The sequence below is a fragment of the Corallincola platygyrae genome (assembly GCF_039544265.1).
Taxonomy (GTDB): domain Bacteria; phylum Pseudomonadota; class Gammaproteobacteria; order Enterobacterales; family Neiellaceae; genus Corallincola; species Corallincola platygyrae.
Genome location: NZ_BAABLI010000009.1, coordinates 110,481 through 135,481, shown reverse-complemented (window position 1 = coordinate 135,481; position 25,001 = coordinate 110,481). Strand labels below are relative to the sequence as shown.

Here is a 25,001-nt window from a genome sequence, read left to right as displayed (position 1 = left end):
GCACAGACAGGAACAGAAGAAATAAAAGATGGAATTTAGCAAGCTGTTGGAGATTAACCTCAACCATGACTACTACCAGGGACCTAGTCAGGATCTGCGCTGCGCCCTGCTTTCACCATCCTCCCGCTTGCTCAATACCGGGGCTATTCGCTTAGTCAATCAACCCGGCGGCATCAGCCTCTATTTTAAAAAGCGCGCTGACAATAATCCGGTGAACTCAATCGCTGGGGCGACGTTACAAATAGCAGTGGTGGTAACCAATCCGGCATTTGCGGTTGTGACCGATCTGGGTGCTGCTGAGAACCAACTCCCTATCTACCGAAATACGCTATCTCCCGACAGTTTCGACGTGGCCGTTAACTACCAAAACGTTGGCGGGCGTTTCAGCTATCCGCTTCAGTTCGGTACCAGACCCGCCACGGTGCAACTTTTATCGGACGCAGGTGAGCAGATAGAAAGTCATGCCATCACCGCTGATATGCAGGCGTCCACACAAAGCCTGCTGCTGGAAAAACAAGGCCCAGGTTTTTATCGCATCAATGAAGCGGCAGGGGCAGACAACGCGCAAACTCTGGTCAGCTATCAACCTCAACTGCCAGCTCAGTCGATCGCTCTGCTGGAGATTAAAATCGACGCCAGCTTTTACACTGCGCCACCAGCATTTGGCCTGCAGTTTGCCGCCAGAAGCGACACCCTGAATTACTACATTATCGCTTCCAATTACTCTGACACTGAGTTCGGGAACCTGACCCTGACTGATGCGGGCTTTGCCGAACAGAGCCGCAGCGAAATCACCTTCTCGCGCCTCGAGTCGACCAGTTTTGGTGATAGCCAAATCAGTCCCGAACTACTGAACAGCAACAACAGTAAAGTCACCCTGTTTCATTCCCAGGCCAGCATCAGCCGACGTCAGCAAGGCCCCAAAAAGCTGCAGCTGAAACTGGATGGGGATGTATTGATCTCAAGTTTGCCAACCCCCGGAAGTACCAGTGCTAAGGCGGACTTTTTTATTCACCTTGCCAAGCCCTAGGAGAGTTGATCCATGCCTGCCTATAAAACACCGGGCGTTTATGTAGAGGAAATCTCTGTATTTCCGCCCTCAGTGGCTGAAGTGGAAACTGCGATCCCCGCTTTCGTGGGATACACCCAAAAAGCCACCAAGAGCACCACTAACGACCTGATATTAAAACCCACCAAGATCTCCTCCATGACCGAGTTTGAGCAGTACTATGGAGATTGTGCGTTTGATGATATCAGCCTGACCATAGCCACCAGTGGCGACAGCTTCGTCACTAATAGCTTTACCCCACCAGACCCGGACTACCTGCTTTGGTATGCGATGAAGATGTTCTTCGATAACGGCGGCGGCAAGTGCTACATCGTGTCGGTGGGTCTGTATCAGACACCGGCGGTGGTCGATAACTCCGGCGATGACAGTGATGATGTTACCGTCAATTCAGGGCTGCTGGATGGTATCCAGGCGGTACAGAATGAGGACGAACCCACCCTGTTAGTGGTACCGGAGGCGGTCAAACTGGAAGCCGCCGAGTACCAGGCGCTGGTGCAGGCAATGCTGACCCAGTGCAACACACTGCAGGACCGCTTCGCCATCTTCGACATACTCCAGGGTGATACCAAACTAGACCCTGCCGGGCTAACCACCAATCGAGGTTACTTCGGTAGCAACCATCTCAAATATGGCGCCAGTTACTACCCGTTTGTGAAAACAGGGATGTCTCACAAGGTCAAAGTCGATATGACCAATGTGAGAGTGACGGTCAACGCGGATGCAGAGACCACACTCAACACCTTGGAAACCACCCAGACGGCAGCCTTCAACTTTGCCAAAAACAAGATCAAAGAAGCCTACGTCACTCTGCCTCCCTCTTCGGCTGTCGCTGGGGTATATGCAGCAACCGACGGCAATCGTGGTGTATGGAAGTCACCCGCCAATGTCAGTCTGGCCAATGTGCTGGAGCCAGTGATTAAGATTGATAACCCATACCAGGACGATCTCAATGTGGATACCACCACAGGCAAATCTATCAATGCCATTCGCGCCTTTATGGGTAAAGGCACTCTGGTTTGGGGCGCTCGCACCCTGGCAGGCAATGACAATGAGTGGCGCTACGTATCAGTCAGGCGCTTCTTCAATATGGTCGAAGAGTCGGTGAAAAAGTCCACGGACTGGGCCGTGTTTGAGCCCAATGACGCCAATACCTGGGTCAAGGTGCGCGGCATGATCGAATCCTATCTCAACCAGAAGTGGCGGGAAGGCGCACTAGCTGGAGCCAAACCAGAAGATGCCTATTTTGTCCGCTGCGGTCTCGGCGTCACCATGAACGCGCAGGACATTCTGGAGGGGAGGATGAACGTCGAAATCGGTATGGCTGTCGTGCGTCCAGCTGAGTTCATCATCCTGAAATTCTCGCACAAGTTGCAGAATTCCTAACCCTGAACCCATAACAAGGAGCGAAGACAATGTCTGCTTTATATCCCTTGCCCGTGTTTCATTTTGTGGTTCAGTGGGGCGGCATCCGGATCGGCTTTTCTGAAGTGTCCGGCCTGACCCAGGAAGTGCAACCCATCGAGTATCGCGACGGCTCATTCCCTGAATATTCCACCATCAAGATGCCGGGACTCAAGAAGTACAGCAACGTCACCCTGAAACGGGGAATAACCGCCGGAGACAACGAGTTCTTCAACTGGCTAAACACAGTGAAGATGAACACAGTTGAGCGCCGCGACCTGGTGATATCCCTGCTCAATGAAGAGCATATCCCGGTGATGAACTGGAAGATCCACAACGCGTTTCCAGTGAAAGTTGAAGGCCCGAGTCTGAAAGCGTCAGGTAACGAAGTCGCTATTGAGTCGATAGAGCTGGCCCACGAGGGGCTGGAACTTCAAAACGACTAAATCGCCATCGAGGTACTGAGTATGACGCTGTACTACCCGCCCGTAGGGTTTCACTTCAAAGTGGAAGTTGCCGGTTTTGCCGGCGATAGCCAGGACTCTCGGTTTTCCGATGTGTCAGGCCTGAGTGAGGAACTCTCCACCGAAGAGGTCGCCGAGGGCGGGCAGAACCGCTTTGTTCAAAAGTACCCGGTGCGCGCCAAACACACTGAACTGACACTCAAACGCGGTCTGCTCAAGCAGTCCGAGCTGGTGGATTGGGTCAAGGAGTGTATCGAAGATTTCAGCATCACCCCCAAGGATATGGATATTAAGCTGCTCAACGCCGAACACGAGCCGCTGATGACCTGGCATATCGTCAATGCCTATCCAATCAAATGGTCGGTGTCTGACTTCTCCGCCACCAGCAACAGCATCGTGGTGGAAACGCTCCAGTTTTACTACCAACGCTTTAGCGTGACCCCGAGTTAGCAGTCCGGTGTCAGAGAGATGTGTTTTGAGAACAACAAGGTAAAGCGAGCCGCCTATGCCCATCGTGATAGATGAAGTGGTGATCTCTGTGAATGTCGGCAATCGTGCCAGTGGCGGAAGCAACACCCGTCCCAGCGACAGTGAGTCGAAAAAGCAAATCATCGAAGAGTGCGTCGAGCAGGTGATGGAAATCCTCAAGCAACAGGAAGAGCCCTAGCCCATGCCTGGTGAATTGGAAAAGCTGAAAATCCAAGCCTACACCGAAGCCGATTATTCGGGCTCCGTGTTGTCGGAGTTTCACGCCTATGTAAACCCCAGCGAACTGACTCTGGCCTACGAGATGGAGTACGACAGTGCTCAGGGCAGCGGCACCACGGGCAGTCGGATGGAGTTCAAACAGGTAAAACCCGGCGACCTCTCCCTCAGTTTCTTTATCGATGGCACTGGCGCCAACGGTAACTTGGTCGATGTACAGGAGCAGGTGGAAGCGTTTAAATCGACCACCGGCTACAACGGCGATATTCACCGACCCAACTACCTGATTGTGGCTTGGGGCACCATGGAAGTGAGACGCTGCATTCTCAAATCCGCCTCTGTCGCTTATAAGCTATTTCGCCCCAGTGGTGAGCCGCTCAGAGCCGTCATTAGCGCCACCTTCACCGATAACTCAGATGATGAAACCCGAGTCGCCGAAGCGCAGGACCAATCGCCAGATCTGACCCATCAGCGCATTTTTAGATCCGGCGATTCACTGCCCATGTTGTGCCACCAGATCTATGGCAATGCCAGCTACTACCCCCAGGTCGCTCGTATCAATGGACTCAGCAGTTTTCGCAATATTGCGCCAGGTACCCGATTGGTGTTCCCCCCCCTGGAGAAAACATGAGTCGAGGCCAGCGCACCCTCCCCGTCAGCCAGCTACATCGCGAGTTAACCGTGAAGGTGAACGGCGAACCGGTGCCCAGAAGTCAGCACCTGCTATCCGCCTCAATATCGGCACCGGTTAATAAGATCGCATCAGCTAAACTGGTTTACCAGGACGGTGCCGCAGCCACTGGTGAGTTTCATCTGCTGAATGACAACCTATTTGCCCAGGGCAACACTATCGAAATCCTCGCAGGAGGCAGTGACGACAGCACTCTGATCTTCAGCGGAATTGTGGTCGCTCAGCGGATTAAATTACGGGAAGATTCAGCACCACAGCTGATCGTTACCTGCAAACACGCCGCCATAAAAGCAACCTTGACCAAAAACGGTCGTTACTTCGAAGAGCAGAGCGACAGCGACATAATTCAAAGCCTGTTACAAGAATACTCGCTGCTGGCCGAAGTCGAGGCCACTTCCGTCACCCACAAGCAATTAGTGCAATACGACTGCAGCGATTGGGATTTTTGTCTGCAGCGTGCGATGGCCAATGGCCTAGTTATTTTCACTCGCGGGGATCAGCTGGAGATCACCGCGCCCGATCTGTCTGGCGACCCCGTATGTAACCTGGAATTTGGTGCCACTCTCCTCTCTGCGGATCTGGAAACCGACGCCCGCACTCAGGCCAGTAGTTATAAAAACCCGTTCTGGGATAGCAGCGAGCAAACACTCAGTGAGCCCGAAGGTGAAAGTAACCTGGAGGCGATGCCCGGCAATACCGAACCTTCAGCGCTCGCCGACAATCTTGGCGGCGCGGAAGCCGTGTTGCGACAAGCAGCAGAGCAGGAAGCGGAAGCGCAGCAACAGGCAGACGCCGAACGCCAATATGCAGAGCTCAGCCGCGTTAATGGCACCCTCAAAAGCCAGGGGATCGCTACCGTCAATCCAGGCGACGTCGTCCAGCTATCGGGGTTGGGTGACGCGTTTAATGGCAATGCCCTTGTCACTGGCGTGCGCCACGAAACAGACAGAGTGTCTGGCTGGCGCAGCTATTTTCAGGTCGGGGGTTTAGACGCCATCGCAGCAAAACCCAGCACCAAATCATCCGCCACCGCAGAGATTGTCTCTGGTCTGCAGATCGCCATCGTGGTGAGCAATGAGGACCCCGACAATGAGTTTCGGGTCAAGCTCCGGCTACCGCTGCTAAACAACGAAAGTGACGGCATCTGGGCTCGCATTGCCAGCCTGGATGCAGGCGATGACCGAGGTTTGATGATTCGGCCAGAAGTCGATGACGAAGTCATCGTTGGCTTTGTTCAGGGTGACCCCCGCAAAGCCGTTGTTCTTGGCATGCTGCACAGCAGCGCACATCCAGCCCCGGAACAGCCATCCGATGACAACCATATCAAGCTGCTGAAAACCCGCAGCGGGCTATTGCTCAAACTCGATGATGAGAACAGTGAACTGACCCTGGAAACACCAAACGGCAACCGTCTAAAACTCACTGATCAGGAGCCAGGCCTGGTACTGGAAGACGAAAGTGACAATCGGCTGGTGCTTAATGCCGACGGAATTCAAATCGAAAGCGCCGGAGATATCAGTTTCAGCGCCACCGGCAATATCTCGCTAGAGGCGGACAGCAACATCGAACTCAAAGCCAGCGCTAATTTCAGCGCGGAAGGTTCGGCGGGTATCGACATCAACAGCTCAGCAGTGACCAACGTGAAAGGGTCACTGGTGAAATTGAATTAGGAGAGAGCTATGCCCAGTGCAGCAAGGGTTGGCGACAGCACGAATCATGGTGGCACGCTGGTTGGCCCGGGCAACGCCACAGTACTGATAGGCGGTATGCCCGCGGCCGTTATGGGAGACAACCATGTCTGCAGCCTGCCGCCCAACGGTCATCAGCCCACCGTCAGTCCGTTTGTAATGAGTAGCAGCACAGTGCTAATCGGCAATATACCGGCAGTAAGAGCCGGTGATACCTGCCTGTGCGGTGCATCCGTGGTGGTGGGCGATCCCACCGTCATCATTGGCTAACTAGCTAAGCAGGCTAAGCAAGGTATGGGGGGCAGCGCTAATGAGTGAAAAATCTTTCTGGGGCAGAGGCTGGCAATTTCCGCCCAGTTTTAACAACGACAATGGCCAGGTCGCGATGGCCGAAGGTGAGCGAGAGATCGAGGATAGTCTCAGGATCCTGCTCGGCACGACGCAAGGCGAACGTTTTATGGCGCCAGGGTACGGCCTGAATCTGGAGTCACAGCTATTTGAATCACTCAATACCACAGCCAAAACCCTTCTCACTGACAAGATAAAACGCACCCTGCTGGTGTATGAACCACGGATAAATCTGCTGTCGATAAAGCTCGATGACAGCGCCCTCAACGAGGGCAAATTACTGGTGTTGCTGGACTATGAAATTCGCGCCAGCAATTCGCGCTTCAACCTCGTGTATCCCTATTACCTGCACGATGGTTCTGAAGTTTCTCCAACCGTTTAACTAGAACAGATTGACGGATAGAGCCAATGCCCGACGCGAATGCCGACAAACAGATAGTTCAACTCACCCTGCCAGTGCAGGGACGGAGTCAGGATCAGCGTCTGCCCAACCCCCTTGCCGATGAATACGTCAACGTCGATGAGCGTGCCCAGGAAGCCCTGTTCACTTTTCTGCAATCACTCGCAAACCAGCTCAGTTTTTACAGCCAGAACGATGAAATCGCCGATGGCAACTGGCGCAACTTTTTCCCCTTTGATGAAGGTCAGGCACAAGCCTGGCTGACTGAAAACAGCGGACAGGTGCCACCTCACCTGGCGCTCATCAAGGTATTTATAGACGCTTACCAGCAAGGGCCACAGGCCGCCCTAAACCAAGTCAAACAGCGCTATTTGGATTTCTACTACCAACAGGTTCTCAAATTCCAACCCTTGCCAGCCAAACAAGCGCATGCCCACCTTGTTCTGACACTGAAAAAACAGGTCTCGTCTTTACTGATTACACCGCAACATCAGCTATCAGCGGGCAAACGTGAAGACAAATCAGAGATACTGGTGCAGCCACAAACAGATGCGCTGGTGAATCAAAGCCTGATCGTTGAAAAGCGTTCGGTTTTTCGCTCCCAGACCAGCCCCGGCGCACTAAAGATCGCCACCGTCGCCGATTCTCTTGACGGTTTAGGTGAGGCTCTACCGGAAGAGGATCAGAAGTGGTTTGGTTTTGGTCATGAGGCGTTGCCCAGCGGCGAAATCGGCCTAGCGCTTTCTTCTCAGCTACTGCGGCTCAGTGAAGGCACTCGGCGTATTGATGTAACCCTGACTCTGACAACCGATATCATCAGCGGTGAAACCCAGGTCTCTGACCTGTTCAAAGCGCATCTCAGCACCCAAGAGGGCTGGACAGAACAGCAACTGGTCGACGCGACTTTTGCCGGAAAACAAGTCTCGCTTAGTATCACGTTGGACAGTGATAGCCCAGCCATTATTGATTATCAGGCGGGTCTTCACGGTTATCAGCTTGACGCTCAAACACCTGTGCTCCAATTGCTGGTAAATATTGAGCGCCAACATCCTCTCATCACCAAGCTCACCAAAGCCAAGCTGGCTTCCGCCAAGCTCTCAGTTGTCGTCACAGGCATGCGGCAGCTTAGCGTTAAATCCGACATTGGCCCCGTTGATCCCTCAAGCGATTTCATGCCATTTGGACCACAACCGAAAGTGGGGTCAACGCTGGTGATAGGCAGTAACGAGGCATTCAGCAAGCAACTCAAAAAAGTCACAGCCCATTTGCGCTGGAAGAGCCCTCCAAGCCGCTTTTCAACACGCTACAATCATTGGTCGACCTACGACAGCAGCGTGCCTGCCAGTGTCAGCAACAGCCACTTCACCGTTGATGCCAGTGTCTCTGACGGCCTTGCCAGAACCTTCAGTGAAAACGAGCAGCCACTATTTCACAGCAGCAATGCCACCCTGCTTCAGTCAGTGTCGGTATCTGAAACGGCAGCGGCAGAGCCCGCTGCGGAGGAAAAGGGCTACGCTCGCACTCTCAGCCAATACCAAAGCGGCTGGGCCAAACAGAGGTTCGACAAATTCAGCCAGATAAACCCCGTATTCAGACCGATGCGGGATGGCCTCAATGGCGCGACAATCAGGCAACGAAGGAAGATTTCCCTGCCAACCTCGAGTCCGGGCAAAAACCAACTGCAGCTATCGCTGAACCGGGACTTCTTCCATCAGGAGTATCGCAACGCCTACGTTAAAAACGTGTTGGCGGTGAACGCGACTGAAACCCTACCAATGATCAGCGAGCCCTATACCCCTGAGCTTAGCGAGCTGACCTTAGACTACGAAGCCTACACAAACACAGTGCAGTTCGGCACCGCCTCTGCACAGGCGTTTGCCAATGACGATATTCGTTTGTTCCATTTGGACTGTTTTGGCCAGCGACGGGAACACGCTTACCAACGCCAGCAGCTGGATTTTGTTGTCGATAAACAGGTCAGCCTGCTGCCAGAACACACAGAAGAGGGAGCGCTGCTGTTAGGTCTGAGTGGACTAACTGGCGGTGAAAGCTGCCAACTGCTGTTTCAAGTGGTCGACGGCAGCGCCGATCCCAGATTAAAGCCGGCGGATATCGCGTGGTCGGTGTTATGTGATAACTACTGGAAAGCACTGTCAGACCAGGAGCTTATTTACGATAACAGCAATGGTCTGCTGACCAGCGGCATAGTCAAACTGGTGATCCCCAAACAGGCCACCACCGAGCATTCGTTAATGCCCACCGGGCTGTTATGGCTAAAACTGGCGATCGCCGAAAATGTCACTTCGGTCTGCCAACTACGCACTGTGCTTAGCAACGCTATCGAGGTGGTCGCATTCCCCAATGTCGCCAATGTCTCCGACGGCAGCGAGAATACCACATATGATCCGCTTCCCGCCGGGGGGATCAGCAAGTTCAAATCGGCAATGACGGAGATTAAAACCGTTGCCCAACCCTTCGATGGCTTTGGTGGTAGCGCCATGGAATCCGCATCAGCACTGGCAGCGCGGGTGTCAGAGCGATTGCGCCACAAAGACCGTGCGCTGAGCATTCACGATTATGAAACCCTGGTTTTGCAGGCGTTTCCGCAGCTGTACCGGGTTAAAGCGATACCCCACGCCAGGGCCACAGAGACGGGAGCAAACTGGAAAGCCCCCGGCCATACCCTGTTTTTGCTGCTGCCCTACGTCAATAGCCATAACGCGGTGGACCCACTAAAACCTCAGGCCGATAGCCAAACCCTGGACCTGGTCAGCAGTTACCTGGACGCACGCAAGGCGATGCAGGCGAAAATTCACGTCCGTAACCCACAATATCTCGCGGTGCGTCTTAGCTTTGAGGTGCAGTTTAAAACCGGCTACGAGTTCAGTTATTACCAGCAACAGTTGCAGTCGGCACTGCAAACCTACCTATCTCCGTGGCTCGATGAAGGCAGCCCGGGGCCTGAGTTTGGCGGCGTGATCTACAAGTCGATATTGATGGATTTCATCGAAGAGTTGCCCTACGTCGATTTCATTACCCAAGTGGCTTTGCAGACCACCACCGATGGCGAAACATACTCAGCCGATGCCCACCGGGTAACGCCGACCTCACCGATGCAGATCCTTACCTCGGACAGTGCCCATATCATCAAGGGGGTCGCCAATGACTGACACCTCGGCACTCGGCGCTTTCAACGCAATAATCCCCAAGGCAGACCTGAATGGCAGCCAGGATCCCATCTATCTCTACAATCAGGGGATCAGCCAGATCATTTCGCTCAGTAGCGAGTTGTGGAGCGACTACAACCGTCATGATCCGGGTATCACCATGCTGGAGGTGCTCAGCTATCTGTTGACAGAGCTGAGTTACCGATTGGATTGGCCAGTGCAGGATATTCTGGTCGATGGCATTGCAGACAGTGATAGCGCCAGCCGTGAGAGCCTGATGGCTGCGCACTTCCCACCCGCGGATGAAGTGCTGCCCGCCGCGGCACTGACAGAAAGGGACTATCGCAAACTGCTGGTCGACCTACCCAATATACAAAACGCCTGGCTCGCCCCCCTACCCGTTCAGCTCTACCTGGATTGCAAAACCGGCGAAGTAACCCGTAAGGCGCGAAACGGAAAAAACATTAAGAAATTATCTGTCGCTGGCGGTTATCAGGTCAGTCTGGAACTGGCCGACGGACTCAACGCGCAAGCTAAAGCGGAAACCGTCGCCGCCGCCGAAACACTGCTGCACCAGCAACGAAATCTCTGTGAGTGGTTCACCAAACCCAGACTGATCAGCAAACAGGCCTTTATTCTTTGTGGCGAAATAGAGATAGCACCAAAAGCGGATGCCAAACAGGTGTTTGCCGATGTGATGCAGGCAGTTCATCAACACCTGCAGGCGCCGATCACCAGTCAACCACCCGAACTCAGTCTAAACAGTGTCGATTGGGCAGATGCCCTGTTTAATGGCCCCCTGCTTGACCATGGCTACATCTCGGATCAGGCGATTGGTCAGGCGGAGCTGAAAAAGGAGATCCGCCTGTCTGACCTGATCAATCTGATCATGGATATCGATGATGTCGTTGCCGTACGCGAGTTGATTATCAACCCTGACGGTCAGACACAACCGTTAAAAAATGTCTGGGTTGTGCCCGTGATGCCGGGTCGCAAGGCAGTACTAAAACCTCAGTCTGGCCATCTGGCATTCTTCAAACATCAGATGCCTGCGTTTTACGACAAAGCACAGGCCATCGCCTTGTTAAAAGCCCAACTGAAACAGAGTCAGGCGCAACAGGAGCAGGCGGTCAGCTACCAGTTGCAGGCAACACCCGGCCAAAACCGGCAAATCAGCGCATACCAAACCATTCAAACTGATATGCCAGCCGTCTATGGGCTTAGTGAAGCAGGCCTGCCCGGCGATGCCTCCGAGCAAAGAAAAGCACAGGTACTGCAGCTTCGCGGCTATCTCGCTTTCTTCGACCAGCTTGCCGCCAACTACCTGGCACAAACCAGTCACCTGCGCGACCTGCTTTCACTGGATGACCAGCAACAGACCAGCTACTTCGGTCAACTACCGGAAACAATACGGGACTGGCAGAAACTGTATGGCGACAAGGCCACTGCGGCGCCAATGCTGCAAAGCCTGCTCAACAACAGCGATAGCGATCTGGACCGCCGTAACCGTTTCCTCGACTTTTTAGCCGCCCGGTTTGGGGAAGATCTGACAGGGCTGACCGACGTTATGCTCAATGCGTTTGGTCACTCCCCCGTCGCCACCCTGCGTTACAAAAGCGAGTTTCATCAAGCAGTACCGAACGTCAGTCGCAACCGCGGCCTCGGGCATGATGTCAGCCTGAAGAATGCCTATTGGAATACAGAAAACGTGTCCGGTTTAGAGCAGCGTTTATGCCGTCTGCTCGGCATCACCAATCACCAGCGCCGCAACCTGGGTGACGTGGCGTTTGATATCTACGCCGAGATAGATGAAACACCCGATGATGAATTCCGCTTCCGTATTCGTAACCGCGATAACGACACCATTCTGCTCAGCAGCAGCACCCGATACGAAACCAAGCGTGCAGCGAAGAGGGAGATGCGCCAGGCGATCCTGATGGGCATGATGCCGAGCCATTATCGACTCGCCCAATCACGGGATGGTCGCCACTACTTCAACTTGGTCGACGACAGCGAAGAGATCATTGCCCGTCGCATCGAATACTTCGACAGCGAAGCCGCAGCACTAGAAGCCATTGATGAGGTGGTCACTTACCTCAGTATCAATTACAGCGATGAAGGCATGTACCTGATCGAACATAGCCTGCTGCTGCCAGCAACCGATGACGAACCGCATATGCCTATCTGTCTGGATGATGGCTGTGACGACTGCATCGATCCCTATAGCTACCAACTGCACGTGGTCCTGCCCGCCTATGGCGCCCGCTTCGCCAGTATGGATTTTCGGCGCTACTGCGAGTCGGTGATCCGCAGTGAGGTGCCCGCCCACATCATGCCGCGGGTGTGCTGGATAGACAAAGATCAGATGGCGATGCTGGAAAAAGCCTACAAGGACTGGCTCGGCGTTTTACACGGCGCCAGTCGGAGTAATCCGGAACAGAAGAAACAACGCTTTATCGATGTACTCGGCCAACTCAATAACGTTTACCCGGTGGAACAACTCCACGACTGCGAATCGGAACAGACAGGTTTCGTTTTAGGTAGAACCGCTCTGGGTACCTTCAAGGAGTCATTATGACCAGCTTACACAACAGCCTTGCGGAGATATCACGGCAGTACACGGTGTTTGTTAAAGACCAGGTGCTGACCGCACAGCAGCTCAATACCCTGTCGGCCTATCTTGATGACGAAGGCCGGCTTACCCGCACCGCACTCACTGGCATCGGCATTATTGAAGGGCTGGTCGTTAAAGAGCAGGGCAAAGAGCTGTCGCTGTCGCGAGGATTAGGCATCACCACAGATGGCGATCTGATGGTGAACCATCAGCCACAACGGTTTGACCGTTACAAAAACTACCCGGAGAAAGCCCCCATCTATGCGCCGTTTATGATCGATGACGAGCGTATTCCTCTCTATCAGCTGGTGGAAAAAGGACAAAGCGACGAGGATGCCCAGCCCCTTGGCGCACTCGAAGATCAGTTCTCAGAGATGGTCTTTCTCCTGTTGGCAGAGACCTATGTGCAAACCAAAGATATCTGCACAGACACCGACTGCGACAACAACGGTCATCTCTACACTAATACCACACGCCTGCTGGCGACACCGGCCAAGTTTGTCGAACTGCTGCTTCAACCCTTTCCAGACACAACCCTGCCGCTGGATCTGTTGCCACGCGCTTATCTGCCCGCCATCGCGTTCAAACCCTCCATCAATACCCAAAACGAATGGTTTGGCGCGATAAGAGAAGCATGCACCAGCACCTTCAAACAGTTACAGCCAAACCTGACCAACTTCTGGAAGCTACTGCAGCCCTACCTGCAAACACAGTTTGAAGGTAACCCCAGTAACGGTTGGGTCACAAGGCTGACAGCCATTCATAGCAAAGCCGCCACAGAAACCACTCGTCTGCAGTACTACTACGAATTTCTAGGCGATCTTTGTGACAGTTGGAATGCACTGATTGATGCCCTGGCGGATCTCGAACTCGGGTATTTGATCCCGCCAGGCGGCGGTGACAAACATCTGCTGCTTGGTGGCCTTGATGGCCGCGGCGGCCGAGGCGAACGCACCGGATTTTATCCCTCACCCGCCCACAGCGATAACAGTCTGGAACAGGTACGTTTTCAGCTTGCAAAAATCACCAGTCTGCTCAATCAATTTGGCTGGACCAACATCAGCGCACTCAAAGTGACCCCCTCCAGCCATACCCACCCCAGCGTCCCTGGGTACTATCAAACAGGCGCATTTGAACATTGGTCTTACGAGGCCAGCCGTCAGGGAAAAAATCGCTATCTGCTGGGTTATCACGCCGATAAAAACAATCCGCGCGGCGGCGCAGAAAACCCACTGCTGAGACGCCAGTCTGGCTTCGACTTCTTCCGCATTGAAGGCGTGATAGGTAAAAACTACGCCAGTACCGAATCCACATTGCGCAAATTGATCCGGCAGCATCACCTGCCATTCAGTGTCACTGGCACCTTGGTCGAAGGTTCGTTTGATAAGGTACTCGGCCCGATTTTTAAGCCGCGCTGGGGGCTGAAAGATTTCCAGTATTTGTTGAAACAGGACCTCACTCATCAACTCCAGGAGGTGACCGAGTTCAGCGGCCAGTTCCGGGATGCGGTGATCAAAGAAGCCGATGCAGGCAAAATCCGTGATGGCGATGTCGCTGATGTTAAAACACAGGCCCGTACCCGCGATGCCGAAATAAACCGTGTCGCGAAAAAGTCATTGGGTCTGCTCAGCAAACCCAAATTGACCCAAGAAGAGCAACTAACCTTTAACGCCGACATTAGCTTGCTGATGAAAAATAGTGGCCTGTTTAAGAACGATGTTGCCAAAGTATCGAATACCCACTTCCCCACCTCATTCGATCAACTGATCGTCAATCGCACCCCGATATGGGTGGACTGGATCGACCGCATCGACAAAGAGCAGGATAAAAAAGACACCGAAAAACATCTGCTGCCCAACTTCGTTAATGCCCACCCCGGCATGGAAGTGATGAATGGCGTACCCAGAGGCGGCTCCTTTGTACTGTTGTATAACAGCAGTGGCATCATTGTTGGCAGTGCCATGCTGTCCCACTATATCGAGCCTGTTCAACAGGAAACAGTACGTCCAGAGTTGCCCAAGTTTGAACCGCCGTTTAAGGCGATCCCGATCCCCGGCATCAAGGTATTGCCATCACTGGAATTCGAGTTTGAACACAAGTTCACTGATTTTGGCGCCAACCTGAATCTGCAGATCGACGAGAAGATCCAGTTCCAGTCTGTTTACGGTGATGTGTTTAAAGACTCTCTGGGCATTGTTCGAGACCTTTATATCGAAGATGCCAATGTCAAAGGACGGGATCTTGATATCGACAGTCTATTGGGCGATCCCCTGGCCGATGCCATGGCTGAAGATCTGCTGGCTCGAGAGAAACTGGTCGACAGTTACAACAGGAAGATCCGGGAAACGGATAACGTCGACGAAAGAAAGATACTTGAAGAAAAACGCTCGCAAGCCCAGGAGAAGATGGCCGAAAGCATCGTCTTGCTGGCGGAATATGCCGCCAATGACACCACCATGCGTGGCGAAGGTGGTACCAAGGCCGTCGAGACCATCGTCATGCACAGTGACGCCATCAAAGGCAACCAAAAGGCGATCGACAGCTTAAAACTGGGCATTAATAACATGGGTGATTCAGCAGTAAGGACCGACTTAGCCAGCAGGCTGGGAGGCCGCTTCGGTGGATTCTAACCATCCCCATCGCATCAGGCGCCTGACGATTCATACACAGGCGCCTGACCAACAGACAGGCTTGGCGCTCCGAACCATGCTGCACCATAGCCTGCCTGCGATGCATGATGTTGTGGATGAAGTCCTTTCAGACAGCTTAACTAACGCCGCTCAGATCTCTTACCCGAAGCAGACCTGGATCCACCTGCCAAAGCTACATTTGAACATTACTCTGCCACCCGACCAGCTAGTGGATAAGTCTGCCCTGATTCAGGCGATTCAAAACCAGCTGAGCGATGTTTTCTCAGCGCTGACAGAGCATCCTGCACTCGCTTCGCAGCTGTCCGATATCGAACTCTCCACTGACGATTGGGAAAACAGCATCGTCTCATCGTCCTCTCCTACTCGGCAGGAAAACGCACTTAGCGGGCAGGGCTCCAGTTCTGAGAGAGGGCCAGAAAACAGTCCAGAGCAGATAGCAGGTGCGCGCCAACTAACGCCAGCAGAAATAACCAAAGACTCGCTGTGGCATTACCTTAATCATGGTAGTTTGCCCTGGTATGCCACCGGAATGAGCGAGTTGAGATCAGAGTGGCAAACACAGCTCACCGAAAGCTCAAACCTGCTCAGACTTATGGAGCAGGTAACCCATTTTGACGCCCTGCAACGACTGCTGGATCTCGCCCTGACGCATCAATCAGGCGATCTGTGGATAGAGGCGGTAACCTCCTTAAGTTCAAACATGGGCTCAAAAGCGGTTTCAAACGCAGGTTCTAACGTAGAAACGGGCACGGCGCAGCCAGAACAACTTAACGACTTACTGCAACTGGTCCAAAAGCGAGAGTTGCTCTCTCACGAACAAGGTATCGCCTTGCTGGCGGCAGCCAGTGCTCAACAGCAGATGCAAGCGATAGGTCACTACCATCTGCCATTGTCATCAGCACAGCTAAGCCAAATAGAACAACAACTGGGTTGGTCACCCGCACAGCAACAGTGGCTTTCAGACCGACTGCAAAGCTATGGCCTGTTAGGCGACGAGCTAGCGCAGGACAAGACAACGCGCGACAAGGCTACGCATGACAGGAGTGGCAGCCTTAAGCCTTCGCAAACCACAGCATCCGCGAACAGACCTGGAGCCGAACAGTCATTACAGGCAGAGATTTCACCCGATACACTAAGGGTATATGGCGCAGGGCTCATACTTTTGCATCCCTATCTACCCCGGCTATTTCGCCAATTAAATTGGCTCGATGATGAAAGCGCACTTAGAAGCACGGCGCTTAGCAAGGCGGCCAAAGCGCTCGCCTATTTGGCGGCCGGTTGCTACTCAAGTGAACAAAGTGTTCAACGCGAACAAGGTGAACAAGCGCTCCCAGAGCATCAACTTGGCTGGTTTAAGGTTTTGCTCGGATTAAAACCCGACGCATTACTGCTGTTAGATGACGCGCCACTGCCAACCGAGGTCATAGTCGAGCTCGACACCTTACTTCGCAGTCTGCTAGCTCATTGGACAGCGCTGAAAAGCAGTTCAGTGGAAGGGTTGCGCCAAAGCTTCCTCAGCCGTGAAGGGCTTATCTGCTTCAATTCAGAACATGGTCAACCTGATGCCTGTTACTGGCAACTGACCCTGGAGCGACAAGGCATCGATCTGTTGCTCGACCAACTTCCGTTTTCTATAACTACGGTGAAACTTCCATGGATGCAGCACCCGATACAGGTAAGCTGGTAAGTCAGCGCACACTGAATGCTGATGCACTGGAGTTAGAGCTGCACTGGTTGGCCCAGGTGCTGGAAGCGCGGCTGGAAGCGTACTTTTATACCGACGGCGAACCGATGCATTTTCGCTTCGACAAGCTGCCACCACCGCAATTGCCCAAGGGCGCCAACCTTACTCGACTGGTTGAATCCCATTCACTGACGCCGGCCCAACGTCTAATCCTGGCTTTGGTGCTTACCCCCTATATCCGGCCGCAGATGCTGGATGTGCTGTTTGCGCGCAACAAGTTTACCGAGCGCGGCCACACCGAATTTGGTGGTCTTCAGGCCCAAGGACACGGGGGCTTTCTACCCACCATAGAAACCGCCCTGTTTTTGTTGGCAGGTGATGTGTTAGATGAACGTTTTGAGGTCAACCAATATTTAGAGCCCGGCTCCACGCTGTTTGCCCTTGGTTTTGTTCAAGCTCGGTCATTGGGGCCTCTGGAGCCGTGGACCAGTGCCGCACTGACCATGCCAAAAGATGTGCAGGATCACCTCACCACAGGCAACCCGTTCAAGCCCGCGTTCAGCGCCGACTTTCCTGCCCGCCGGATCAATACCAAACGTAGTTGGGACCAACTGGTGTTGCCACAATCACTGCACACCCAACTACAGGAGATAGCAAACTGGGTTAAATACAGTGCCGTATTGATGAGCGACTGGCAGATGGAGGACCGGCTGAGTCCCGGATACACGGCGCTGTTTTACGGCCCCCCAGGCACAGGGAAAACCTTATCGGCCTGCCTGTTGGGGCAGTTTTGCCAGCGTGAGGTGTACAAAATCGATCTCAGCCTGATCGTTTCAAAATACATCGGTGAAACTGAAAAGAATCTGTCCCGTATCTTCGACGCAGCGGAGCACAAAGAGTGGATCCTGTTCTTTGATGAAGCTGATGCCCTGTTTGGCAAACGTACTCAGGTGGATGACGCCCGCGACCGCTACGCCAACCAGGAAGTAAGTTACCTTTTGCAGCGCATAGAGGAGTTCAACGGAGTGGTGATATTGGCTTCCAACCTGAAAACCAATATCGATGAAGCGTTTATGCGCCGCTTTCAGAGCATCATTCAATTCCCGATGCCCGCCGCCCCTGAACGTCTACGGATTTGGCAGCAGGCCTTTTCCGACAAGGTGAAATTTGCCGATTGTGTCGATCTGCCGGCCATTGCTGAAAAGTACGATGTTTCCGGTGGCACCATCATGAATGTCGTGCGTTACTGCAGCCTCAACGCCATCAGCCAACACAGCAATCTGATCAGTCAGGCTGATATCGTACAGGGGCTTAAGCGGGAGTTCGCCAAAGAGGGAAGGCGGATCTGATGCAAGCGGCCAAACTGTCACGTTCAGCAACCAGGACCTCGGTAAATAAGACCTCGGCCAATAAGGTTCAGACGACTCAGCCAAAAGCCGTGCTGCGGGCCGCTGCAAGCAAAGAACAAGACAAGGATCAGGCACAGCCGGGCTTGGTGCGCGCCGCACTGAAATCAACGCGGGTATCCTCCCCCGACGATCCAGAAGAGAAAGAGGCTGACAACACCGCCGACAAAGTGATGCGGATGCCTGCCAATCAGATCACCGAAGTCAAACAGGGCAGCAGCCAGCTCTATCGTTTCCTGTATCGGGCGGCAACTGAGGACGATTCAACACAGGAAAAAGAGCAGGCAGAGAAACAAACTGACGGCGAGTCACTGCAGCGCAAAACGTCTCCACAAGAAAATGCTACTGCCAAAGAAAAATCGAGCGACGAAGAGGAGGAGCCGGTACAGACAAAAGCGGCGCCTGATTCTTCTGAGGATAGTGAAAAAGAGGAGCCGGAAAAGATTGCAGCTAAGGCTGAAGGCCGCCCCAATATGGCAGGCAATATTCAGGCAGAAATCCGCGCAGCAACAAGCGCCGGACGCCCACTGCCTCTCTCGGTTCGCCAATTTATGGAGCCCAGATTTAACGCCGACTTTAGTAATATCCGCATTCATACTGACAACCAGTCATCACGATTAAACCGTCGTGTCAGCGCCCGCGCCTTCGCCTATCGCAATCATCTGTTTTTTGGTGATAACCAGTACCAGCCTGACTCTGATGATGGCAAACGCCTGATAGCCCATGAGCTGACTCATACCATTCAGCAGGGTGCAGCAACCCAGAACAACCGTTCTCAGCAAAGCGGTTCTAATCAAAATAGCGCCGAATCGCCCAGCTCAGAGACATCTTCAACGGGCAGTTCCGCTGCTTCTGCGCCCGTTCAATCAACTCAGGAAGCACCTTCAACAACAGAAGCTGCCGCCTCGCCAACAACAGCCGCTAGCCCCGTTTCTACGCTAACAGCAGCGCCAGCGCCAATGTCGACATCGGGTGATACAGCCAATGTGCAACGCGCCGTCAAAGTCAGCCATCGCACGGGCGATCAGGTGCAACGACTAGGGATCAGCGATGCACTCGATTACTTTGCCGATCGTGCCCATCACATTCCCGGCTTCCGTATGTTCACCATTTTGTTGGGCATTAACCCAATCAATATGAGCCGAGTGGTGCGCAGTCCCGCCAATATCCTCAGGGCCATTGTTGAGTTTCTTCCAGGCGGTGGATTGATCACCCAGGCGCTGGACAATCATGGCGTGTTTGAACGGGTCGGTAACTGGATCAGCCAACAGCTGAACTCTCTCTCCATTACCGGTACGGCTATTCGCAATGCCATCAATCGTTTCCTCGACTCCCTGAGCTGGCGAGACATCTTTGACCTCAGTGGCGTCTGGCAGCGGGCGCGGCGTATTTTTACCGAGCCCATCACCCGCATCATCAACTTCGCCAGAAGTTTGATGAGCGGTATTCTCCGCTTTATCAAAGAAGCGGTGTTAATGCCGCTGGCACGAATGGCAGCACAAACCCGCGGCTGGAACCTGCTGTGTGCCGTACTGGGACGTAACCCGATTACTGGCGAAGCAGTCGAGCGCAATGCCGAAAACCTGATCGGTGGCTTTATGCGGTTGATAGGCCAGGAAGAGGTGTGGCAAAACATTCAGCGTGCCAACGCCATCCCCCGCGCCTGGGCCTGGTTCCAGGGTGCGCTTGCTGGGCTGATGGGATTTGTCAGGGCCATCCCCCGTTTGGTGATGAATGCACTGAACGCCCTGCGTATCGCCCAACTGGTGAATGTGCTGGGGATCTTTGGCCATATTGCCCGTACCTTTGCCGGATTTGCCCTGCGTTTTATTCGCTGGGCAGGCCGTCAGGTAATGAAACTGTTGGAGATTATCTTTCAGGTTGTGGCGCCCGGCCTGATGCCTTATCTGCGCCGGGTACGCAGTGCCTTTGGTCGTATTATTCGTAATCCGGTGGGTTTTATCCGCAACCTGGTACGCGCCGGTATTCTTGGCTTCCGTCAGTTCTCCCGGAACTTCCTCACCCATCTGCGCACTGCACTCATCAACTGGCTGACCGGCACATTGGAAGGTACCGGTGTTTATATCCCACAAGCGTTTAACTTGCGTGAACTGATCAAGTTTGTCCTCAGTGTGCTGGGACTGACCTGGCAAAACGTGCGGCGCAAGCTGGTTCGGGTGATCGGCGAGCGTCCGGTAGCCGCCATGGAGCGAGGCTTCGCACTGGTGCGTACCCTGATCACCGAAGGCCCAGCCGCCCTCTGGCAACAGATACGTCAGGGCATTACCAATTTGCGACAGATGGTGATCCAGCAGATCATGAATTTTGTCGCCGTACGCATTGTCCAGGCCGCCGTGATCCGTCTGGTGTCCATGCTTAACCCCGCTGGCGCATTTGTTCAGGCGATTCTGGCGATCTACAACACCATCATGTTCTTTGTTGAACGCCTGCGCACCATTATGCAGGTCGCCCGCTCGGTGATTAATTCCATTGTTGCCATCGCCGCTGGCCGAATCAGGCCTGCAGCGGCAAGGGTTGAACGCGCCATGGTCGGCGGCCTGACGCTGGTGATCAGCTTCCTTGCCAGGCTACTGGGGCTGGGAGGGATCTCCCGTGCGATTCAGCGCATTATCAACCGTATCCGCCGCCCGATAGACCGAGCTCTGGACCGCGCGATCCGTTGGATAGTGAGGCAAGGTAGACGATTCCTGCGCCGCTTAGCACGAACAGGTGTTCCCAGAGATCCCCGAGAACGCCTGCGCCGCGGCCTAAATGCGGCCAAACAGGTGGTTCGCCGAATGCCTCGCAATAATTTGGGGGCCGCCATTATCCGACGTGCGCTTGCCGTCATTAAAACCCGTTATGGTTTCCGCACTCTTGAGCCAAGAATTCAGAACAACCGTTGGTGGGTATTTGGCCGAATCAATCCGGGTACGGGGATAGATAGTGGTGTCGAAGCCAATCGAGACAATGCCAGCGAGGTAGCCGCCGCACTGCCGGACCAAATAGATATTCTAGACAGTGGTGGCACAGTTCAGATCCAGGGTTACTCTCGCAGTCGCCGTGCAGGTGCCCTGCCCCGCTCAATATTCAGCGGCGCTGCCATTACCCTGAATCAGGCACGCTTTACCCAGGGCGGTCGTCAGCAAACCCAAAGTCTGGGCAGTGGTCAGCGTATTCAGTACACCATTGCTGCCGCTAATGGCGACTATGCACCACCGGCCCGTATTGCAGGCATTGTCGATAGCAGCAACCCGGAAGAAGCCTCCACCTACAACGGTCATCGCCACGCCTTTGATCGTTTTAAGCGGCGTTGGTGGCGCGGTGTCGATAGTGGCAGTGAAAGCGTGCAGCGCCTGATCACCCGAGGCTGGCTGATGACAGGCAACAAACGCGGCTTGCAAGCGGGCACTCGCAAGTGGACCTATATCCACAGCCTGTTTAATGCCGCTGAGCGACGAGCCTATGGCAGCCAACCAAAACGTAAACAAAACATGCTGAATGCATTTGATAACCACCCCAGCCAATATCGCGTAGACCACTTCTATCAGCAATGGGATACCCGTATCGGTGAACAAACCGAGATCCACCATATGCTGCCGCTGGACTTCGGAGGTACCAATAGCCAGACCTTTATCCCACTCTCCCGCGATATGCACACCAAGAACGGCAACAGCGTGCACCTGGCATTCTGGAATCCACTGAAACGCTGGTTGGTGGGGCTGAGAAATCAGGGGGGTTCACAAGGTGGCCGCACCGGCAGAAACTAGGTCAGATTAGTGGCATAATCCGCTGAGCAGCAAGTAAAAAACCAAATTGAACCGATGAGAACACCGTTAATCACCCGCGAAGGTTACAACCAACTGAAACAGGAGTTGGAACACCTCTGGCGTACCGAGCGTCCGGAAACCACCAAGAAAGTGACGTGGGCAGCCAGCCTGGGTGATCGCAGCGAAAACGCTGACTACCAGTACAACAAAAAACGCCTGCGCGAAATAGACCGCCGCGTCCGCTATATCCGCAAAGCGTTGGAGCGACTCAAAATCGTGGATTACGCCCCAGAGCAGGAGGGCAAGGTATTCTTTGGTGCCTGGGTTGAAGTAGAAAGTGAAACCGGTGAAGAACTCAAGTTCCGAATCGTGGGTTACGATGAGATCTTTGGTCGGAATGACTATATCTCCATCGACTCCCCCATGGCGCGTGCCCTGCTGAAAAAAGAGGTGGACGACGAAGCCATCGTCAGAACCCCTGAAGGGGAGAAAACCTGGTTTATTAACTCAATTGAGTATCCGAAGGGTTAGTGCATCCAGCCGGAGCTTTTTAGCGAGACTTGACGTTCAGGGCTACCTCGTCAGCCTAACACTTTCAGACTAATAGTGGACGTTCGTCCGGCAAATCGCCCTCATACACTAGTGGATGAAGCAGTGACTGAACATATTGGTTTTAACACCCAGAACTCAGCTTTGAAAAAGCTATTAAAAGTGTAACTTAATTAGCACCACCTAACCTTTTTGGCGCATATTTCCTCTGAATTCATATGGTGTTATTGTCACGCTCTGATCATCAAATTCCAGCTAGGATTAGCTGAACACAATTTCACAAGGACAGTGATAATGTACCGCCAACTCATAAGTCCGCTCAGGATGAGGCGCTTATGACGACTGAAAGTGACTGGTTCTGTCAAACACCGCAAGGTAGGGAAGCTCGCCTTTCCAGAACACTGCTCGTTGATGCTGTTGCAAACGCATTTGTGTTTCGCTGCCCGACGAATAACTTGGACAAACCAATCGACGAGGCATTGCATCTATACAGAATGCCCGCGTACGGTCAGCAACTATTAACAAGCCACTGCGACTCTTGGGGTATACAGTTCTGCATTCGCGAGCTCTACAAGCAAGTGAGACCCACCCATTGGGGAATGGAGAGCAAAACAGACCATCAACTCAGGAGTGAACTCGCCAAACTAATGGCATCTGGCGAATTGTTAGTATTCAAAGAGCCCACACAAATTGAAGCCAATCGCCCTGCACACCTATGGAAACAGGTGCCGATGGCATCTCGCTCCGAAACACCAGATCCCGCGGTAAAAGCAGAAGCAACAAAAAACACCCCTGGGTTAGGTACATCCGCGCCTACCGTTCAAGGTGGCAAACAAGCAGCGCCAATACTCGAAACGCTGGATCTGCTAGCTGTATTACCCAATGGTAAGCCTGCGATTGGACTTCCCTATACAGCCACACTATCTACCGGAGAGGTGCTGTCTGGAACACTTGATGGCAATGGTAAAGCGCACCATGACAACCTGAAACCGGCGACCGCACATGTCGAGTTTGGTGAACAACCAGATGAGTCTGCTATTTTTGCCACGCGCTCAAAAATCAGTGCCGCCTTGGCAGGTATTTTGGTGGATGAAAGAGCGGAATTTGAAGCGAGAAAGGCAACTTATGATGAGCTCAACCTAGCGGAGAAAGCCGCGGTTAGCACAGGTGCACTGCTCACTGGCCTGTGGAATGCTGGCAAAGATACGGCTGAATTTGCTTACAACGTCTATGACCTTGTTCACCCTCAGCAGCAACTCAAACGTGCTGTAGGTGCAGCCTGGCAGGCCTACAACTTAGAATCAGATGATTGGTCCACGACATTTGTATCCAAATGGCAGGATTCAGAGCACCAGGCACTGGTCAAAGCGCTTGGCTTTGATCCGAGCCAGATCACCAAAGAGATGATGGCGGAAGCCTATGAAGTTGCCAGCTTTGTCTATGATGACGCCGAGACACAAGCGCAACTGGTCAAATTCGGTAAAGACTATGTCAGCCTGCAACACCATACCGAACTAACCGAGATAGGCGGCGGCGCAGTTTTCGAAATTGTACTTGCCGCATTGCTCGCCGTAGCCACCGGCGGTGCTGCCGCCGTTGCCTTGGGTGCCAGTAAGTTAGCCAAACTTAAAAAGCTCGGCGCACTGTTCCAGCAACTCGCCAAACAACTGAAGAAGAAAGCTAAGTTTAAGAAGCAGAGTGGAGCAACCAACGGCAAGATTGAGGCGAAACTGGATAAGCCTGAAGGGGCAGATATTGCAGAGGGACAGACTAAAAGATTCATTAGGACAGCTGCAGAGGACAGAGCTGAAATATCCAGATTATCAAAAGAGGCGTCCTTAGCTGAAAAATCTGGAAATGCGGTATTAGCTAGACAGAGAATTGAAGAGGCTCGAGATATTCTCCGCCCTTACTTGCCGAGAAGTCCAGAACAATCCTGGGACGAGGTCATAGAAAGGTTAGATGTAACCTCTCCTAAAGATGGAGCGGTATTTTGGTCTGGTAGTCCAGACAAAGCAAAAGAGTTTGCCCAAAACATAGATGGAGTGACACTTGAAACTACCTTAGGTGGGAAGATTATTGACCAATGGGATACTGGGCATGTATGGAGTGAAGGAGAGGGGCCCCCACCATGGTCAAAAGACCTATGGAGTCAAGTATCTGAAAAGTATGCAGATGGGATAAGCGGAAAAGTAAACTTAATTCAGACAGATAATAAGTTATGGGATCCAGGAACTATTTGGCATAATAAGGAAAAAGCATTGGTTAAAGATAAAATTCTTATGGGTGAGGTTGATAGCTTATCTATTCACGTTGTTAAATCTGATGGAACTTATGCAGAGCTTCCCCAAACCTATGTAAATACCTTAATGGAATACACTCCGGTAAATTAGA

Annotated in this window: 17 protein-coding genes; all 17 read left to right on the top strand. The window is 53.1% G+C overall.

Going from position 1 to position 25,001, the window contains the following annotated elements:
- Positions 1-28: 28 nt before the first annotated feature.
- The 17 genes from ABEA14_RS08765 (at position 29) to ABEA14_RS08685 (ending at position 25,000) form a co-directional block, all read left to right on the top strand.
- Complete coding sequence (locus ABEA14_RS08765; RefSeq protein WP_345339566.1) at positions 29-1,030, top strand: hypothetical protein; 1,002 nt, start codon at positions 29-31, stop codon at positions 1,028-1,030.
- 12 nt (positions 1,031-1,042) lie between these two features.
- Positions 1,043-2,452, top strand: a complete 1,410-nt coding sequence (locus ABEA14_RS08760) for a phage tail sheath family protein (RefSeq protein ID WP_345339565.1) — start codon at positions 1,043-1,045, stop codon at positions 2,450-2,452.
- A gap of 29 nt (positions 2,453-2,481) precedes the next feature.
- Complete coding sequence (locus ABEA14_RS08755) at positions 2,482-2,916, top strand: phage tail protein (RefSeq protein ID WP_345339564.1); 435 nt, start codon at positions 2,482-2,484, stop codon at positions 2,914-2,916.
- Between the two features lie 21 nt (positions 2,917-2,937).
- Entirely contained in the window at positions 2,938-3,384 is a 447-nt protein-coding gene (locus ABEA14_RS08750; protein WP_345339563.1) for a phage tail protein, read from the top strand.
- A 55-nt stretch (positions 3,385-3,439) separates the two neighbouring features.
- Positions 3,440-3,601, top strand: coding sequence for a DUF5908 family protein (locus ABEA14_RS08745; RefSeq protein ID WP_345339562.1), 162 nt, complete (start codon positions 3,440-3,442; stop codon positions 3,599-3,601).
- 3 nt (positions 3,602-3,604) lie between these two features.
- Positions 3,605-4,270 (top strand): CIS tube protein, encoded by a 666-nt coding sequence (locus tag ABEA14_RS08740; RefSeq protein WP_345339561.1) that lies wholly within the window; start codon positions 3,605-3,607, stop codon positions 4,268-4,270.
- Entirely contained in the window at positions 4,267-6,000 is a 1,734-nt protein-coding gene (vgrG, locus tag ABEA14_RS08735) for a type VI secretion system tip protein VgrG (RefSeq protein WP_345339560.1), read from the top strand. Before ABEA14_RS08740 ends, vgrG begins: the two co-directional genes overlap by 4 nt.
- Before the next feature lie 9 nt (positions 6,001-6,009).
- Positions 6,010-6,288: a PAAR domain-containing protein gene (locus ABEA14_RS08730; protein WP_345339559.1), complete on the top strand. Its 279-nt coding sequence runs from the start codon at positions 6,010-6,012 to the stop codon at positions 6,286-6,288.
- Positions 6,289-6,328: 40 nt separating this feature from the next.
- Positions 6,329-6,748, top strand: a complete 420-nt coding sequence (locus tag ABEA14_RS08725; RefSeq protein ID WP_345339558.1) for a GPW/gp25 family protein — start codon at positions 6,329-6,331, stop codon at positions 6,746-6,748.
- 26 nt (positions 6,749-6,774) lie between these two features.
- Positions 6,775-9,936, top strand: coding sequence for a baseplate J/gp47 family protein (locus ABEA14_RS08720; RefSeq protein ID WP_345339556.1), 3,162 nt, complete (start codon positions 6,775-6,777; stop codon positions 9,934-9,936).
- Positions 9,929-12,511, top strand: a complete 2,583-nt coding sequence (locus tag ABEA14_RS08715; protein WP_345339555.1) for a DUF1508 domain-containing protein — start codon at positions 9,929-9,931, stop codon at positions 12,509-12,511. The genes ABEA14_RS08720 and ABEA14_RS08715 overlap by 8 nt, the downstream gene beginning before the upstream one ends.
- Complete coding sequence (locus ABEA14_RS08710) at positions 12,508-15,177, top strand: hypothetical protein (protein WP_345339554.1); 2,670 nt, start codon at positions 12,508-12,510, stop codon at positions 15,175-15,177. The genes ABEA14_RS08715 and ABEA14_RS08710 overlap by 4 nt, the downstream gene beginning before the upstream one ends.
- Positions 15,167-16,885: a contractile injection system tape measure protein gene (locus ABEA14_RS08705; protein ID WP_345339553.1), complete on the top strand. Its 1,719-nt coding sequence runs from the start codon at positions 15,167-15,169 to the stop codon at positions 16,883-16,885. The genes ABEA14_RS08710 and ABEA14_RS08705 overlap by 11 nt, the downstream gene beginning before the upstream one ends.
- Positions 16,852-18,231 (top strand): ATP-binding protein, encoded by a 1,380-nt coding sequence (locus tag ABEA14_RS08700; protein WP_345339552.1) that lies wholly within the window; start codon positions 16,852-16,854, stop codon positions 18,229-18,231. The genes ABEA14_RS08705 and ABEA14_RS08700 overlap by 34 nt, the downstream gene beginning before the upstream one ends.
- Positions 18,231-22,058, top strand: coding sequence for an eCIS core domain-containing protein (locus ABEA14_RS08695; RefSeq protein ID WP_345339550.1), 3,828 nt, complete (start codon positions 18,231-18,233; stop codon positions 22,056-22,058). The genes ABEA14_RS08700 and ABEA14_RS08695 overlap by 1 nt, the downstream gene beginning before the upstream one ends.
- Positions 22,059-22,112: 54 nt before the next feature.
- Entirely contained in the window at positions 22,113-22,589 is a 477-nt protein-coding gene (gene greB / locus ABEA14_RS08690; protein ID WP_345339549.1) for a transcription elongation factor GreB, read from the top strand.
- A 353-nt stretch (positions 22,590-22,942) separates the two neighbouring features.
- Positions 22,943-25,000 (top strand): hypothetical protein, encoded by a 2,058-nt coding sequence (locus ABEA14_RS08685; RefSeq protein ID WP_345339548.1) that lies wholly within the window; start codon positions 22,943-22,945, stop codon positions 24,998-25,000.
- The last annotated feature ends 1 nt before the right edge of the window (position 25,001 follow it).